We start from the raw sequence: 16,815 nt of genomic DNA, 5'->3' as shown, positions 1-16,815 counted from the left end.
ATGCGGCAAGCAGGCGCAGTGATTGTAGCCGCAGGCCGCGGAACGCGGATGGGTACGGCGGAAAGCAAGCAGTACTTGCTGCTGGACGGCAAACCGATTATTGTACATACGCTTGAGGTTTTCCAGCGGGAGCCCCTCGTTTCGGAGATTGTGCTTGTCACAGGCGAACAGGATGTGGAGCGCTGCCGTCAGTGGGTGAGCAGCTATGGACTGAATAAAGTGACCAAGGTGATTCCAGGCGGGTCCGAACGTCAGGATTCGGTATATAAAGGGCTGCAGGAGCTGGCGGCTGAGTGGGTGCTGGTACATGACGGAGTACGCCCGTTCGTGACCGGTGCGCTCATTCATGCCTGCTGCGAAGGAGCCTGGGAGAGCGGCGCTTCCGTGCTGGCCGTCCCGGTCAAGGATACCGTAAAGGTGATTGACGGGGAAGGTTTCGTAAGTGCTACACCGGACAGGCGGAGCTTGTGGGCCATTCAGACCCCACAGGCTTTTCGGCGTTTGGAGCTTATAGAAGCGCACGAGGCAGCCCGCAGAGACGGCTTCTCCGGCACTGACGATTCGATGCTGGTAGAGCGAAGGGGAACCCGGGTTAAAATTGTAGAAGGCGACTATTCGAACATTAAAATTACAACGCCGGAGGATCTGGATTTTGCGGCATGGATCAGGTCCGGACGGCAGAGGCGGGGAGAGGACAAACATGATTAAGGTGGGACAGGGCTTCGACGTCCATCAGCTGGTGGAAGGCAGGCCATGTATTATTGGGGGAGTAACCATTCCTTATGAAAAAGGGCTGCTCGGCCATTCCGACGCGGATGTGCTGCTGCACGCGGTCAGCGACGCGATTCTTGGCGCCATCGGCGAAGGGGACATCGGCCGGCATTTTCCGGATACCGATCAGGCCTTCAAAGATGCGGACAGCCTGAAGCTGCTGGAGCAGGTGTGGGCGATGGTGGAGAAGCGCGGCCTCAAGCTGGGCAACCTGGACGCCACGATTATTGCCCAGCGTCCGAAGATGGCGCCTTATATTCCGCAGATGGTTGAGGTTATTGCGAAGGCTTTGAACACCGATCCGGCTAATGTCAACGTTAAGGCGACCACAACGGAGCAGCTCGGATTTACCGGGCGCGGAGAAGGCATCGCGGCGCAGTGCATCGTCTGTCTGACGGCATAATCTATTGGCCGTCTTGTTCAAAATATGCTATGATCGTGGAATGAACCCGGGATTTCAGGCGCAGACTGCGCTGATGCCGGGTAATTACTTTTTACAGAAACAATCGTCAATGATGGAGGGGACTTACCAATGAGCGAAGTACGTGTCCGTTACGCACCGAGTCCGACAGGGCATTTACATATCGGCAATGCGAGAACCGCTTTGTTTAACTACTTGTTCGCCCGCAGCCAGGGCGGGAAATTCATCATCCGGATCGAGGATACGGACTTGAAACGAAACGTGGCCGGCGGGGAAGAAAGCCAACTGAAATATTTGAAATGGCTGGGGATGGACTGGGATGAAGGCGTGGACGTTGCTGGAGAATACGGTCCATACCGCCAGACGGAGCGTCTCGATATTTATAAGAAATATTGGCAGGATCTGCTGGACCGCGGGCTTGCTTATAAATGTTATTGTACGGAAGAAGAGCTGGAAGCGGAACGTGAAGCGCAGCAGGCCCGAGGGGAAACGCCTCGTTACTCCGGCAGATGCCGTCATTTAACGGCTGAACAGCAGGCTGCTTTCGAAGCAGAAGGCCGCGTGCCGAGCATTCGATTTACGGTGCCGCAGGGCCGCACGTTTACCTGGGACGACCTGGTGAAAGGCACCATTAGCGTCGAATCGGACATTTCGGGCGATTTCGTTATCGTCAAGAAAGACGGTATCCCGACTTATAACTTCGCCGTGGTGCTGGACGATCATCTGATGAAAATCTCGCATGTGCTGCGCGGGGAAGACCATGTGTCCAACACGCCGCGCCAGCTGATGATTTATGATGCGTTCGGCTGGGAACCTCCTGTATTTGCGCATATGACCTTGATCGTCGGGGAGAACCACAAGAAGCTGAGCAAACGCGATGAGTCGATCATCCAGTTTATCGAGCAGTACGACAAGCTGGGTTATCTGCCGGAAGCGCTGTTCAACTACATTTCCCTGCTCGGCTGGTCGCCGGAAGGGGAAGAGGAGTTCTTCACGCGCGAGCAGCTGATTTCGATCTTCGATGCCAAACGTTTGTCGCGCAGTCCTGCTGTATTCGATACGAACAAGCTGGCTCATTTGAACAATTATTATATTAAAAATGCCGCTCCGAAGCGGATTGCCGATCTGGCCATCCCGCATCTGCAGCAGGCCGGCCGTCTGCCGCAGCAGCTTTCAGCTGAACAGCAGCAGTGGGCCGAAGCGCTGGTGGCGCTTTATCAGGAACAGATGACAGCAGCTTCCGACATTGTTGAACTGTCTGAGCTGTTCTTCCGGACGCATCTCGAGCTGGATGCGGAAGCAGCGGTGATCCTGGCTGAAGAACAGGTGCCGACGGTGCTTAAGGCTTTCCTGGATAAGCTGACTTCGTCGGAAGAATTCAGCGCTCCGCATATTGCGGCTTTGATCAAGGAAGTGCAGAAAGAGACCGGCTTCAAAGGCAAACAGCTGTTTATGCCGATCCGGGTAGCACTTACCGGACAAATGCACGGCCGCGATTTGAACCAGACGATTTATCTGCTTGGCAAAGATAAGGTGCTGGATCGTCTCAAAGCTCAAATTAAAGGCTAAACTTTCGAAATTTTGGCCATTATTCGGGAAATTCCGCCCGGATTAAAGGGGAATCCTAGATTTAAGATAATGGCTGCCGGCTTCTTGTCAGATGGAAGGCTTTTGAGTAAGATGTAGAAATAAGACGATACACCATAATGTCATATCCAATAAAATAAACCAGCGATGAACAGGAGAAGTAAGCTTGATTACGCACCATACAGAGAGGATGACCGGCAGCTTCATATTGAAGCGGCACGGCTGAGAGTCATCCGGTGAGCGTACGGCTGAAATGCACCTTGGAGCTGCCGCTTGAATGCATAAAGCAAAGGAACCACTTTCATTTGATGCTGTAGAGTGCGCCGCTTTGTCCCCGTTAAGGACACCTGAGAGGATCTTGTCCTTGTCCGGAAGTCCCTGCATGGCAGGAAGCGGTCAAGGCGCAGATAAGCAGAGTGGGACCGCGCCTGAAACGTCTCTGCAGCATGATGCTGCAGGGACGTTTTTTGATATGTCAAAAGAAACAGGTTGCTACTTGGGTTCAAACAAGGGAGAGGGTCAGGTATGTTCAGATCATTGAAATCGGATATCCAAGCTGTCTTCGACAATGATCCTGCGGCGCGGGGATGGTTTGAGGTTGTGTTCACCTATTCGGGGCTGCATGCCATTTGGAGCCACCGGATTGCGCATAAGCTGTACAAACGGAGATGGTTTACGCTGGCGCGGATCATCTCGCAGGTCAGCCGTTTCTTTACCGGGATCGAGATTCATCCGGGAGCCGTGATCGGCAAACGTTTGTTCATCGACCATGGCATGGGAGTGGTGATCGGCGAAACCTGCGTCATTGGGGATGATGTCGTGCTCTATCAAGGCGTAACGCTTGGAGGCAGCGGCAAAGAGAAGGGCAAACGCCATCCGACGATCGGCAACAACGTGGTTATCGGGTCCGGTGCGAAGGTGCTGGGTTCCTTTACCGTTGGTGATCAAAGCAATATCGGAGCGAACTCGGTTGTACTGCGGGAGGTTCCGCCAAATACGACTGTTGTAGGCATTCCGGGCAAGGTAGTCAAGCAGGGCGGCAAACGGACGGATCGTCTGAACCACCAGCTGCCGGACCCGATTATCGATGCGCTTCAGAGCATGACCAGCGAGATCGAGCAGCTGCGAAGAGAAGTGCTGGAGCTGCGCGGACGGCTGGGGGAACAGGAGCAGGTTCGGCAGCAGATTCCGCAGCAGGTTCCGCAGGGAACATCCGGTCATTCGGAATGACTTTAGCGGTTTAAGGATACAATGGGGAACAATATCTTTACTAGGGATGCGGTGTCCGCGAGGATGCTGCGCGAAAGGATTGATACTTTCATGGCTCTTCAAGTCTATAATACGATGTCCAGAAAAAAAGAAATTTTCACTCCTCAAATGGAGGGCAAAGTGTCCATGTACGTTTGCGGACCTACCGTTTACGGGTATATTCATATCGGCAACGCTCGTCCAATGATCTTTTTCGACGTGGTTCGCAGTTATTTGGAGAACCGTTCTTATGACGTTAACTACGTGGTGAATTTTACGGACGTGGACGACAAGCTGATCCGGGTAGCGAAAGAGATGAACAAAACCGTTCCTGAAGTGGCGGATATGTTTATCCAGGCTTATTATGAGGATCTCGACGGACTCGGTATTCCCCGTGCTACGGCTAATCCGCGGGTAACGGAGAACATGGGATTGATCATCGATTTTATTTCCGAGCTGGTAGAGAAGGGTTATGCCTATGAAAATGGCGGGGACGTCTTCTACCGGACGGCCAAGTTCAAGGATTACGGCAAGCTGTCGGGCCAGAATATCGGCGAGCTGCAGTTCGGTATCCGAATCGACGTGGATAGCCGCAAGGAGCACCCGGAGGATTTTGTGCTGTGGAAAGCGGCCAAACCGGGCGAGATTTCCTGGGCTAGTCCCTGGGGCGAAGGCCGCCCGGGCTGGCATATCGAATGCTCGGCAATGGCCCGCAGCCTGTTGGGGGATACGCTGGACATTCACGGCGGAGGCCAGGACCTGCAGTTCCCGCACCATGAATGCGAATGCGCCCAGTCGGAGGCTTTAACCGGCAAACCGCTGGCCCGTTACTGGATGCATAACGGCTATATCAACATCGGCGGAGAGAAAATGTCTAAATCCCTCGGCAACGGGGTTCTGGTCAAGGATCTTCGTCAAAACTATAAACGGACGGCGATTCGTTATTTCATGCTGTCCGGCCATTACCGCAACCCGCTGAATTATACGGATGAGGTGATGGACCAGGCGCAGCGCAGCGTGGAGCGGATCGCCATCGCCGTCGGCAACGTCAAACACCGCCTGAACGGACAGCAGGGGGACCCGGAAGAGGCGGCGCCTGAGTTCAAGGCCAAGCTGGATGCGGTTCTGGAGCGGTTCCATGAGAAGATGCAGGATGACTTCAACACGCCGGATGCGATTACGGCCGTATTTGACTGGGTCAGCGAAGCCAATCTGCTGCTGCAGCGCGCACACTGCAACCCGGCCGACCTGCTTGCTGCATTGGCAGTGTTCGATGAAATGAACAGCGTGCTGCGGATTTATGAGGAAGAAGCGGCTGAGCTGCCGAGCGAAGAGATCGAACGGCTGATTGTGGAACGTACGGAAGCACGCAAAGCGAAGAACTGGGCTAGAGCGGATGAAATCCGGGACCAGCTCGATGCACAAGGCATTATTCTGGAGGATACGACGCAGGGTATCCGGTGGCGCCGCAAATGAGCAGGGAAGAGTTGAATCCGCTCGAGCATAGCGATGAGAGGACGGAAGAGAGCGGCGCCGCTGCCGGGCCGCTCTGGTTCCCTTATCCGGCCTCTAAACCTGTTAACCTGCTGCCGCCGCTGGTACTGGCTTATATCGGCGATGCCGTGTTTGAAGTGGCGGTGCGGCAGTATCTGATTTCGCGGCCGAAGCTGAAGCCGCATCATCTGCACGTGCAGGCAACCAGCTTTGTTGCTGCGAAGTCTCAGGCCAGGCTGCTGGCGCTGATCGACCCGCAGTTGACGGAAGAAGAGCATGATGTGGTCCGTCAGGGACGCAATGCCAAATCAGGCAGCGTTCCGAAGAATGCTGATGTGATTGACTACCGCCATGCTACTGCTCTGGAGGCCCTGATTGGGTTTCTGTATTACAGCGGCAAGCATGAACGTCTGCAGCGCCTGGTCGACCAGGGGATGAAGCTGCTGGAGGCCGGCGGAGGCGAATAATCCGGAGCGATCGCTACTTTTTACCTATATAAATGAAGGTTTTAATGATTCTTAAGCAGGAGTATGTGAAGGTCTTAAGACAGGGGCGGAACCTTTTTCGATCATACAAAGGAAGTTTTGCGGGCAGGGAAATTTAGGGAGGAAAATACGAATGGAACAGGAACAACAGGAATGGATCGGCGGGAAACACTCGCTGCTGGAGGCTTTGAGGGCCGGCCGGACCATCAATAAAATATGGATCGCCGAAGGTGCCCAAAAGCATCTGACAGCACCGATTATCGCCGAAGCCAGAAAGCTTGGCATTATTACGCAAACTGTCGATAAACGCAAGCTGGATCAGATGGTGCCTGATTTGCAGCATCAGGGCGTTGTGGCTCAGGTGGCGCCTTATGCTTATGCAGAAGTGGAAGATTTGCTGGAAGCGGCAAATGATTCCGGCCGGCCTCCTTTTTTGCTGATTTTGGATGAAATCGAGGACCCGCACAACCTTGGCTCTATCTTGCGTACGGCTGAGTGTACCGGGGTGCATGGCGTAATTTTGCCGAAGCGCCGCTCGGCCTCCATCACGGCTACGGTGTCCAAAACCTCGGCGGGGGCTGTTGAGTATGTGCCGGTAGCGCGAGTCACCAATCTGGCCCAGACGATTGACCAGCTGAAAGAAGCGGGCATTTGGGTTGTCGGCACGGATGTGGAAGCGCAGGAAGGCATTTACGATACAAACATTTTTACGGGACCTGTAGCGGTGGTTATCGGGAACGAGAACAAAGGCATGGGCAGGCTGATCAAAGAAAAATGTGACGTGCTGGTCAAACTCCCCATGGCGGGAAAATTGAATTCGCTGAACGCGTCCGTGGCAGCCGGTGTCGTGATGTATGAAGTGCTGCGCCGGCGCGAGCAGGGCTAGATTCTATGGTAGAGGTGCAGAATGTGCTCCTCGTGGACGGTTATAATATGATCGGCGCCTGGCCCGAGCTGGCCGAGCTGGCCAAAATCGGCATGCAGGAGGCGCGGGACCGGCTGCTGGAGCGGCTGGCCGATTTTCAGGCTTTTTCCGGCTGGAAGGTGATTGCCGTATTCGACGCTTACCAGGTGCCTGGGTTGGGCAAAGCCTTTAAACAGCGGAAAGTGCAGATTTATTTTACGAAGGAAAAAGAAACGGCCGATGAGTGCATCGAGCGGCTTGTGGGCGAGCTGAGCAACCGGCTGCGCCGCATCTATGTGGCCACCAGCGATATGATCGAACAGCATGTGATTTTTGGGCAGGGAGCCCTGAGGCTTTCGGCCCGGGAGCTGCATACGATGCTGGAGCAGAACGAGCGGGAGCTGAAGGAAAGGATTGTCGAGGAGGGTCGAACCTCAAGCCGAAATACGGTAGCCGGCAAGCTTTCTCCGGAGCTGCTAATTGAACTGGAACGCTTGCGGAGGCAATAAAGCGCAGAAATAAATACTCCTTCCAGATGCCCTTGACAAAGTTCGACCTGACATAATTTAGGGACTTTTGTGGTTGACGCTGTGTATGGTCTCCTATATACTGATCGTATACTTGACTAGAGTGACGGAGCACCGTGCGTTGCGGCCGGAGGGATTGTATTGAGTGTCGACCTCAACTTATTCATAACATCAGATTATGAAATTCTGAGTGACGAAGATATCGTAGAATCTGTCCGCTCTGGGGACAGTGAAGCCCTGGAATATCTGATTCACAAATACCGGAGTTTCGTCCGCGCCAAAGCAAGGTCCTATTTCTTGATCGGGGCGGATCGGGAAGACATTATCCAGGAAGGCATGATTGGTCTCTATAAGTCCATTCGCGACTACAAAGGAGACAAGCTTTCGTCTTTCAAGGCGTTTGCCGAGCTCTGCATTACGAGACAGATCATCACGGCGATCAAGACAGCCACAAGACAGAAACATATCCCGCTCAATTCTTATGTCTCGCTGGACAAGCCTATTTATGACGAAGATTCCGATCGCACGCTGCTGGATGTCATTTGCGGCTCCCAGGTTTGTGATCCGGAGGAATTGATCATCAACCAGGAAGAGTTTACCGGTCTTGAGGACAAGATGTCCGAAATCTTGAGCGATCTTGAACGCAAGGTGCTGATGCTTTATCTGGACGGTCGTTCCTATCAGGAAATTTCCGTCGATTTAAAGCGGCATGTGAAGTCGATCGACAATGCGCTGCAGCGAGTCAAGCGTAAGCTGGAGCGTTATCTGGAAGTCCGTGACGGTTTATAATTCAAGTCTGAATTGGTCTAATCAGATTTTTGCAGCCTTTTGTAGGAAAGGACTCGGCACCGGGTCTTTTTTTATTTGGCATTTTATTGTTCAGGGTTTAACAAACGCTTTATGTGATCATACTTGGAAAATGGTGCGTCAACCAGCTCAGGAGATCCTTGGAAACGTCTGATTTTACAGGCTGCGCCTACGTTTGGCTATCTTAATCTTGCATTGACACCGATGTTGAAAATGTGATAAAGTGTTTTGAGTAGGCCTAAATTCATGCTTCTTTGGCATGGATAAGAAAGTATAGCTGCGAGTTCCCTATTTTCTTATCCATACCGCGCTGAATGAAGACCTGCTTTTGCCGGTTAATCCGGATATTAAGAGACTTCTAACTTGATTAAGATGTCTTCGGGAGGTGCACATCATGCGGGTAATTATTACGTTGGCTTGTACGAATTGCAAACAAAGAAACTACACGACAACAAAGAACAAGCGTAACCACCCCGACCGCATGGAGATGAAGAAATTTTGCAAGTTCTGTAACGAGCAAACTCCTCATCGCGAAACCAGATAGTCTGTGGAGGTGTAGTCGCGCATGAAACGCAGTTTCAAGTCGATGTTTTCTTTTTTCTCCGAAAGCTGGGCTGAACTTAAAAAGGTTCGCTGGCCCAATCGTAAAGAGTTGACGAATTACACGCTGATTGTGCTGGGTACAATTGTAGTTGTCGCCGTTTACTTTTGGGTTATTGACATCGGTATCTCCGCTGTGATCGAAGCGATAATTTAAGAAGGGTCCTTAGGTGGCTTGATATGGAAAAAAGATGGTACGTAGTTCATACCTATTCCGGGTATGAGAATAAGGTCAAAGCCAATTTGGAGAAACGCGTCGAGTCAATGGGCATGGAAGACAAGATTTTCCGGGTTCTTGTTCCTATGGAAGAAGAAGTAGTAAACAAAGACGGCAAGAAGAAGACTGTCATGCGCAAAGTTTACCCTGGTTATGTTTTGGTGGAAATGATCCAGACCGACGATTCCTGGTATGTTGTCCGCAATACGCCTGGGGTAACCGGATTTGTAGGTTCTACGGGATCCGGCTCCAAACCAACTCCGCTCCTTCCAGAGGAAGTGGAACAAATTCTTCATCATATGGGGCTGCAAGAGCCTAAACCGTCAATTGAGTTTGAGATCAAGGAATCCGTACGGATTAAAGTGGGTCCATTCGCCAATTTTGTCGGGTCTGTTGAAGAAGTGCTTGCCGACAAGAGTAAAGTCAAGGTTCACGTCAACATGTTTGGCCGGGAAACCCCGCTTGAACTGGACTATACGCAAGTCGAAAAGCTCTAGCAACATGATTTATGCAGAGATTTCATTGTGTGCTCTGCATTACTAGGTCAAGGAGGTGTCTTACATGGCTAAAAAGGTAATCAAAGTTGTCAAACTGCAAATTCCTGCGGGTAAAGCGAATCCAGCTCCTCCAGTAGGTCCGGCTCTCGGTCAAGCAGGTGTTAACATCATGGCTTTCTGTAAGGAGTTTAACGCTCGTACGGCTGACCAGGCTGGTTTGATCATTCCGGTTGAAATTTCCGTATTTGAAGACCGTTCTTTCACATTCATTACGAAAACTCCACCGGCTGCAGTATTGCTTCGCGTAGCTGCCAAAATCGAGAAAGGTTCCGGCGAACCTAACAAGAAGAAAGTAGCAACAGTTAAACGTGATACTGTTCGTCAAATTGCAGAACAAAAAATGCCTGACCTGAACGCGGCTTCCGTTGAAGCAGCTATGCGTATGGTTGAAGGTACTGCCCGCAGTATGGGTATCACAATCCAAGACTAATCTTGGACTTGCAACGGAAGTTGCCGTTTGCAACAGAAGTTGCCTTTAATTCATTTGTTAGCCTTCGGGTAACTAAATGAATTAAAGATAGTGGGAGGAATTTCCGCTAACACCACATAAGGAGGAACATTTCATGGCTAAACACGGTAAGAAATACCTTGAAGCTGCTAAGCTGATCGACAGCGAAGCAACTTATGAGCCTTCAGAAGCTGTTGAGCTTGTGAAGAAGGCAGCTACTGCCAAATTCGACGAAACCGTTGAAGTTGCAGTACGTCTGGGCGTTGACCCTCGTAAACAAGACCAAGCCGTTCGTGGTGTTGTTGTCCTGCCTCACGGCACAGGTAAAACACAACGCGTATTGGTATTCGCCAAAGGCGAGAAAGCAAAAGAAGCGGAAGCTGCTGGTGCTGACTTCGTAGGCGATCAAGACATGATCAACAAAATCCAACAAGGCTGGTTCGAGTTCGATGTCTGCGTAGCTACACCGGACATGATGAGCGAAGTTGGTAAATTGGGTCGTCTTCTCGGCGGTAAAGGCCTTATGCCTAACCCTAAAGCCGGTACGGTTACATTTGATGTAACTAAAGCCGTTCAAGAAATCAAAGCAGGTAAAATCGAGTACCGTCTGGATAAAGCTGGTCAAATCCATGCTCCAATCGGTAAAGCTTCCTTCAGCGCTGAACAGCTGAACGAGAACTTGAAAGCATTGGTTGATGCTTTGAACCGTGCTAAACCTGCAGCAGCTAAAGGCGTTTACTTGAAGAACATCGCCGTTTCCTCGACGATGGGACCAAGCGTCCGCGTTGCTACTTCTGTTTACAGATAATAATTCCCAAGCTTCGGCTTAGGGATAAGGGTTGACTCTTATAGGCAATTCGGTTATACTGTAATGGTTGCATTGATTTCAATTAAATCGAATATGCTTACCGTAGACAGTAGGTGCTGTAAAGCTTAATTTCCTACCGAGGTGTTGTGATATAAGTTCGGAATTTGCTTGGCAAATGATGAATCATCAGACCTTCGTAGTTCTACTGCGAAGGTCTTTTCATATCCCGGAGCTTCTTTGTGAAGAAGCAAGTGTCTTACGGATTAAGTAATCTTTATAGGAGGTGTACAATTTGGCAAACGCAAAAGTAATCGAGTCCAAACAGGCAGCGGTTGACGCGGTGGCTTCCAAGCTGAAATCCAGCCCAACTACAGTTATTGCGGACTATCGTGGTCTTAATGTTTCCCAAGTTACGGAACTGCGCAAGCAGCTTCGCGAAGCGGGTGTTGAGTTTCAAGTATTGAAAAACACGCTCGTTCGTCGTGCGACTGCAGCTACGGAACTGACTGAACTTGATGAAGTTCTGACAGGTCCTACTGCTATTGCATTCGGTGCGGATGATGCTGTAGCGCCCGCAAAAATTCTGAGCGATTTCGCGAAGAAAAACGAAGCTTTGAAAATTAAAGGTGGCGTCGTTGAAGGTCGTGTAGTTGGCGTTGATCAAATTAAAGCGCTGGCTGATCTTCCATCCCGCGAAGGTCTCCTTTCCATGCTCCTCAGCGTGCTTCAAGCTCCAGTTCGCAACTTTGCGCTGGCAGTCAAAGCCGTTGCAGACAAAGGCGAAGGCGAAGCAAGCGCGTAAGCGATTTGCTCCAAAGTTCGTAGCGTAACAACAAATTAAATTAACTAATATATTGGAGGTTTAACTCATGAGCAAAGAAACAATCTTGGAAGAAATTAAAGGTATGTCCGTTCTTGAACTGAACGAATTGGTTAAAGCAATCGAAGAAGAATTCGGCGTAACTGCTGCAGCTCCAGTTGTAGTAGCAGGTGGCGGCGGCGCAGCTGAAGCTGCTGAGCAATCCGAGTTCGACGTAATCTTGACTAACGCTGGTGCTTCCAAAATCAACGTTATCAAAGTCGTTCGCGAAATCACTGGCCTGGGTCTGAAAGAAGCAAAAGACCTGGTAGACAACGCTCCAAAACCATTGAAAGAAAAAGTAGCTAAAGAAGAAGCAGAAGCTGTTAAAGCTAAATTGGAAGAAGCAGGCGCAACTGTAGAAGTTAAATAATTTCTTCCTTTTATGAGACAAACCCCTTGAGTCTTTCAAGGGGTTTGTTTTTATAAATCCTAATAAAAGTGCGGAATGGATCTGGCTTTTATTTTGACGGAGGTTTAGCATGACAGATCACTATTATTCCAGTAAACCCGAAGCGGCACATGACAGGCGGACGATTGAAACGGTCCTTCGCGGACGCAAGTTTCGATTTACAAGCGATGCAGGTGTTTTCTCCAAACAAGGGGTAGACTACGGCAGTAAAGTGCTGATTGAAGCGATGCAGGTTGGAAGCGGAGATCAGGTGCTGGATGTAGGATGCGGCTACGGGCCTATTGGCCTGTCGGCAGCGGTGATGGCGGATAGCGGACATGTGACAATGATTGACGTAAACGAACGGGCTGTTCAGCTTGCGACCGACAACGCCAAAGCTAATAGCATTTCTAATGTGACGGTCCTTCAAAGCGATATCTATTCCAATGTACCGGGAGCCGAAAGGTTCGATACAATTCTGACCAATCCGCCGATCCGGGCCGGGAAAAGTGTTGTTCATGCGGTGTTTGAAGGGGCTTATGCTCGTTTGAAGCCGGGTGGATCTCTTTGGATCGTGATTCAGAAGAAGCAGGGTGCGCCTTCTGCCAAAGAGAAGCTGGAACAGCTCTTTAGTTCCGTAGAGGAAGTTACGAAAGATAAAGGTTATCGAATTTTCAAAGCTGTCAAATAAGAAAAGATAACCTTGACTTTTTTCTCAAAGGGCTATTGACTTGTATCTAGGCACGTGATATTATTATAAAATGTCAGCATTAGGATGCCCTCTATGTCTTTAGTTTGTGAAGATGTCAAGCATATTTTGAAGCAGCGGCGTATATTTCGGCGCTTGTTTACGTATAATATGTACATTTTGGGCAAATCTATTGAATATGGGGGATTCCGTCAAGGAAGACGCGGAATCAATATGCTCTTTCTTCGAAGTATCGGGTAGGGGCTTTTTCTTTGCCGGGAGAATAAAATGTGTCTTTCGGTTACGCAAACGGGTGTCGGCCTAAATTACAGGTCGTAAAGCCGTTTTTGCTTGTTTGTGGAATCCGTTCATGGGTTTTATTATAAGCGTACAAACACGGGTTCGCAATGTATTTTTAAGTGAGTAGACATGAGGGGTGAGTTTAAGTTGGCAGGACATCTTGTTCAATATGGTCGACGCACTCGGCGGAGTTATGCAAGGATTAACGAGGTTCTCGAAATTCCGAACCTGATTGAAATCCAACAGAAATCATATGAGTGGTTTTTGGAGGAAGGTTTGCGGGAAATGTTCCAGGACATCTCGCCGATTCAGGATTTCACAGGTAACCTGGTTTTGGAATTTATCGACTACAGCCTAGGCGAACCGAAGTATACGGTAGACGATGCGAAAGAACGCGACGTTACGTATGCAGCGCCGCTTAGAGTTAAAGTTCGGCTCATTAATAAGGAAACCGGCGAAGTCAAGGAACAGGAAGTGTTCATGGGGGATTTCCCGCTGATGACAGAAACCGGGACTTTCGTTATCAATGGCGCAGAACGGGTTATTGTCAGCCAGTTGGTACGCTCCCCAAGCGTCTATTTCAGTACGAAAGTCGATAAAAACGGCAAAAAGACGTACACCGCTACCGTCATTCCAAATCGCGGCGCATGGCTGGAGCTTGAAACGGACGCGAAGGACATTATTTATGTCCGTATCGACCGGACACGTAAAATACCGGTAACGGTATTGCTTCGCGCTCTTGGTTTTGGTACGGATGCTGAAATTCTGGATTTGCTCGGTAACGATGAATATATCCGCAACACGCTGGATAAAGACAACACGGATTCGACGGAGAAAGCGCTCATCGAGATCTACGAACGCCTTCGTCCGGGTGAGCCGCCAACGCTGGAAAATGCGAAAAGCTTGCTCGTAGCCCGTTTCTTTGATCCAAAACGTTATGACCTCGCGAACGTAGGTCGCTACAAAATCAACAAAAAGCTGCATATTAAAGATCGTTTGTTCAACCAACGTCTGGCTGAATCCCTGATTGACACCACAACCGGTGAAATCATTGCCGAAGCCGGCCAATTGGTTGACCGCCGACTGCTGGATGAAATCCTGCCGCTGCTTGAGCAGGGCGTAAGCTTCAAGGATTATCACCTGGCTAACGGTGTTCTTGGTGCGGAAGATGTTCCGCTGCAAACAATTGATATCTTCTCGCCTATCGAGGATGGCAAGGTTGTTAAGGTCATTGCGAACCGGAACATTGATAAATCCGTTAAGCACATTACGCCTGCTGATATTATTTCCTCGATCAGTTATTTCATTAACTTGCTGCACGGCATCGGCAGCACCGACGATATTGACCACTTGGGCAACCGTCGTTTGCGTTCTGTAGGTGAACTTTTGCAGAACCAGTTCCGTATCGGTTTGTCCCGGATGGAACGTGTGGTTCGTGAAAGAATGTCCATTCAAGACGCTAACGTCATTACGCCGCAAGCCTTGATCAACATTCGTCCGGTGATTGCGTCCATTAAAGAGTTCTTCGGCAGCTCGCAGCTGTCCCAGTTCATGGACCAAACGAACCCGCTGGCCGAGCTGACTCATAAACGCCGCCTCTCCGCACTCGGACCTGGTGGTCTGACACGGGAACGCGCGGGCATGGAAGTTCGAGACGTTCACCACTCTCACTATGGCCGTATGTGTCCAATCGAGACGCCGGAAGGTCCGAACATCGGTTTGATCAACTCCTTGTCGACGTTCGCCCGCATCAACGAATATGGCTTTATTGAAGCGCCATACCGCTGGGTCGATCCGAAGTCGGGTCAAGTCACCGAGCAGATCGCTTACCTGACAGCTGATGAGGAAGATAACTACGTTATCGCTCAGGCGAACGTAGAGCTTACCGAAGACGGCAAGTTCAAAGACGATATGGTTATCGTTCGTTACAACAAACAGTCCGATAACATTTTGACGATGCCTAGCGACCGGGTCGACTACATGGATATCTCCCCTAAACAGGTTGTATCCGTAGCGACAGCGCTCATTCCGTTCCTCGAGAATGACGACTCCAACCGTGCGCTCATGGGGTCCAACATGCAGCGTCAGGCCGTTCCTCTTCTGATTCCGAAAGCTCCGCTTGTAGGTACAGGTATGGAACATAAAGCTGCTAAAGATTCCGGGGTATGTATCGTTTCGAAATATGATGGTGTTATCGAACGTTCCACAGCTGATGAAATTTGGCTGCGCCGTACGGAGATTATAGACGGCAAGGAAGTTAAAGGCGACATCATTAAACATAAATTACACAAATTTAAGCGTTCGAACCACGGGACATGCATCAACCAGCGTCCGATCGTAAGACGCGGCGACATCGTCAAGAAAGGCGATATCCTGGCTGACGGTCCGTCCACGGAAATGGGCGAATTGGCATTGGGCCGCAACGTAGTCGTTGCCTTCATGACTTGGGAAGGTTACAACTACGAGGATGCGATCCTGCTGAGCGAGAAGCTGGTTAAAGAAGACGTGTACACTTCCATTCATATTGAAGAATATGAATCCGAAGCCCGCGATACGAAGCTTGGACCTGAAGAAATTACACGCGACATTCCAAACGTCGGTGAAGAAGCGCTCCGCAATCTTGACGAACGCGGTATCATCCGCATCGGTGCCGAAATTGCCGCTGGTGACATTCTGGTTGGTAAAGTAACTCCTAAGGGCGTTACCGAATTGACTGCCGAAGAACGTTTGCTGCATGCGATATTCGGTGAGAAGGCCCGCGAAGTTCGCGATACTTCTCTGCGTGTGCCTCACGGTACGGACGGAATTGTTGTTGACGTTAAAGTGTTTACCCGCGAGAACGGCGATGAGCTGCCTCCAGGTGTAAACCAGCTCGTCCGTGTTTATATTGCGCAGAAACGTAAAATCTCCGAAGGCGATAAAATGGCCGGACGTCACGGCAACAAAGGTGTCGTTGCCCGTATTCTGCCGGAAGAAGATATGCCGTTTATGCCAGACGGAACGCCGGTACAGGTTGTCCTCAACCCGCTGGGCGTACCATCGCGGATGAACATCGGCCAGGTGCTTGAGATCCACCTCGGTATGGCTGCTATGAAGCTCGGTATCCACGTGGCAACGCCGGTATTTGACGGCGCGAACGAATACGATGTATTCGACACGATGGAAGAAGCCGGCATGCAGCGCAACGGTAAAACGATGCTGTACGACGGACGTACAGGCGAGCCGTTTGAACGTGAAGTTACCGTCGGCGTCATGCACATGATCAAGCTGGCGCACATGGTCGACGACAAGATCCATGCCCGTTCCACAGGTCCTTACTCTCTCGTTACACAGCAGCCGCTGGGTGGTAAAGCTCAGTTCGGCGGTCAGCGTTTCGGTGAGATGGAAGTGTGGGCGCTGGAAGCTTACGGTGCCGCCTATACCCTGCAAGAGATTTTGACTGTTAAATCCGATGACGTGGTCGGCCGGGTGAAAACCTACGAATCCATCGTCAAAGGCGAGAATGTACCGGAACCAGGCGTGCCTGAATCCTTCAAAGTTTTGATCAAAGAGCTTCAAAGCTTGGGGATGGACGTTAAGATCCTGAGCGAGAACGAAGAAGAGATCGAAATGAAAGAGCTGGATGATGAGGATGATACAGCCGGCGATAAGCTGAGCTTGAATCTTGAAGGATCGGAAGTCGGCGTAGAATAGAGTATAAATC

General features: G+C 50.5%; 18 protein-coding genes and 1 other annotated feature. All 18 genes read left to right on the top strand.

The annotated features are described in order from the left end of the window. The gene (gene ispD / locus AWM70_RS16700) at positions 1-708 is read left to right on the top strand and encodes a 2-C-methyl-D-erythritol 4-phosphate cytidylyltransferase (RefSeq protein WP_068700779.1); all 708 of its coding nucleotides are present in this window, start codon (positions 1-3) and stop codon (positions 706-708) included. Then, positions 701-1,174: a 2-C-methyl-D-erythritol 2,4-cyclodiphosphate synthase gene (gene ispF / locus AWM70_RS16695; protein ID WP_068698279.1), complete on the top strand. Its 474-nt coding sequence runs from the start codon at positions 701-703 to the stop codon at positions 1,172-1,174. The genes ispD and ispF overlap by 8 nt, the downstream gene beginning before the upstream one ends. A gap of 129 nt (positions 1,175-1,303) precedes the next feature. Then, positions 1,304-2,761, top strand: coding sequence for a glutamate--tRNA ligase (gene gltX / locus AWM70_RS16690; protein WP_068698277.1), 1,458 nt, complete (start codon positions 1,304-1,306; stop codon positions 2,759-2,761). A 543-nt stretch (positions 2,762-3,304) separates the two neighbouring features. Continuing rightward, positions 3,305-4,009: a serine O-acetyltransferase gene (gene cysE / locus AWM70_RS16685; RefSeq protein WP_068698275.1), complete on the top strand. Its 705-nt coding sequence runs from the start codon at positions 3,305-3,307 to the stop codon at positions 4,007-4,009. A gap of 90 nt (positions 4,010-4,099) precedes the next feature. Then, entirely contained in the window at positions 4,100-5,503 is a 1,404-nt protein-coding gene (gene cysS, locus AWM70_RS16680) for a cysteine--tRNA ligase (protein WP_068700777.1), read from the top strand. Next, entirely contained in the window at positions 5,500-5,988 is a 489-nt protein-coding gene (locus AWM70_RS16675) for a Mini-ribonuclease 3 (protein WP_068698273.1), read from the top strand. The genes cysS and AWM70_RS16675 overlap by 4 nt, the downstream gene beginning before the upstream one ends. A 151-nt stretch (positions 5,989-6,139) precedes the next feature. Continuing rightward, complete coding sequence (gene rlmB / locus AWM70_RS16670; RefSeq protein ID WP_068698271.1) at positions 6,140-6,892, top strand: 23S rRNA (guanosine(2251)-2'-O)-methyltransferase RlmB; 753 nt, start codon at positions 6,140-6,142, stop codon at positions 6,890-6,892. Positions 6,893-6,897: 5 nt separating this feature from the next. Continuing rightward, the gene (locus tag AWM70_RS16665) at positions 6,898-7,419 is read left to right on the top strand and encodes an NYN domain-containing protein (RefSeq protein WP_068698269.1); all 522 of its coding nucleotides are present in this window, start codon (positions 6,898-6,900) and stop codon (positions 7,417-7,419) included. A 159-nt stretch (positions 7,420-7,578) separates the two neighbouring features. Continuing rightward, entirely contained in the window at positions 7,579-8,226 is a 648-nt protein-coding gene (sigH, locus tag AWM70_RS16660) for an RNA polymerase sporulation sigma factor SigH (RefSeq protein ID WP_068698268.1), read from the top strand. 412 nt (positions 8,227-8,638) lie between these two features. Continuing rightward, the gene (rpmG, locus tag AWM70_RS22930) at positions 8,639-8,788 is read left to right on the top strand and encodes a 50S ribosomal protein L33 (protein WP_076176720.1); all 150 of its coding nucleotides are present in this window, start codon (positions 8,639-8,641) and stop codon (positions 8,786-8,788) included. Positions 8,789-8,809: 21 nt separating this feature from the next. After that, positions 8,810-9,001 carry a preprotein translocase subunit SecE gene (secE, locus tag AWM70_RS16655; protein ID WP_068698266.1) on the top strand — a complete coding sequence of 64 codons (192 nt, stop codon included), beginning with the start codon at positions 8,810-8,812 and terminating at the stop codon, positions 8,999-9,001. A gap of 23 nt (positions 9,002-9,024) precedes the next feature. Beyond that, entirely contained in the window at positions 9,025-9,558 is a 534-nt protein-coding gene (gene nusG, locus AWM70_RS16650) for a transcription termination/antitermination protein NusG (RefSeq protein ID WP_068698264.1), read from the top strand. A gap of 64 nt (positions 9,559-9,622) precedes the next feature. After that, complete coding sequence (gene rplK / locus AWM70_RS16645) at positions 9,623-10,048, top strand: 50S ribosomal protein L11 (RefSeq protein WP_016310704.1); 426 nt, start codon at positions 9,623-9,625, stop codon at positions 10,046-10,048. 133 nt (positions 10,049-10,181) lie between these two features. Further along, the gene (rplA, locus tag AWM70_RS16640; protein WP_068698261.1) at positions 10,182-10,874 is read left to right on the top strand and encodes a 50S ribosomal protein L1; all 693 of its coding nucleotides are present in this window, start codon (positions 10,182-10,184) and stop codon (positions 10,872-10,874) included. A gap of 82 nt (positions 10,875-10,956) precedes the next feature. After that, positions 10,957-11,105 (top strand) — a sequence feature (ribosomal protein L10 leader region). Positions 11,106-11,166: 61 nt separating this feature from the next. After that, complete coding sequence (rplJ, locus tag AWM70_RS16635; protein ID WP_068698259.1) at positions 11,167-11,676, top strand: 50S ribosomal protein L10; 510 nt, start codon at positions 11,167-11,169, stop codon at positions 11,674-11,676. A gap of 67 nt (positions 11,677-11,743) precedes the next feature. Continuing rightward, positions 11,744-12,106 carry a 50S ribosomal protein L7/L12 gene (rplL, locus tag AWM70_RS16630; RefSeq protein ID WP_068698257.1) on the top strand — a complete coding sequence of 121 codons (363 nt, stop codon included), beginning with the start codon at positions 11,744-11,746 and terminating at the stop codon, positions 12,104-12,106. A gap of 109 nt (positions 12,107-12,215) precedes the next feature. Next, complete coding sequence (locus tag AWM70_RS16625; protein WP_068698255.1) at positions 12,216-12,815, top strand: class I SAM-dependent methyltransferase; 600 nt, start codon at positions 12,216-12,218, stop codon at positions 12,813-12,815. A 444-nt stretch (positions 12,816-13,259) separates the two neighbouring features. Further along, a complete protein-coding gene (rpoB, locus tag AWM70_RS16620; RefSeq protein ID WP_068698253.1) occupies positions 13,260-16,805 on the top strand; it encodes a DNA-directed RNA polymerase subunit beta in 3,546 nt (1,181 codons plus the stop codon). Positions 16,806-16,815 lie beyond the last annotated feature (10 nt).

Origin of the sequence: Paenibacillus yonginensis, assembly GCF_001685395.1 — a bacterium.
In the GTDB taxonomy this organism is placed as follows: Bacteria; Bacillota; Bacilli; order Paenibacillales; family Paenibacillaceae; genus Fontibacillus; species Fontibacillus yonginensis.
This window is presented reverse-complemented; position numbering and strand designations above follow the sequence as displayed.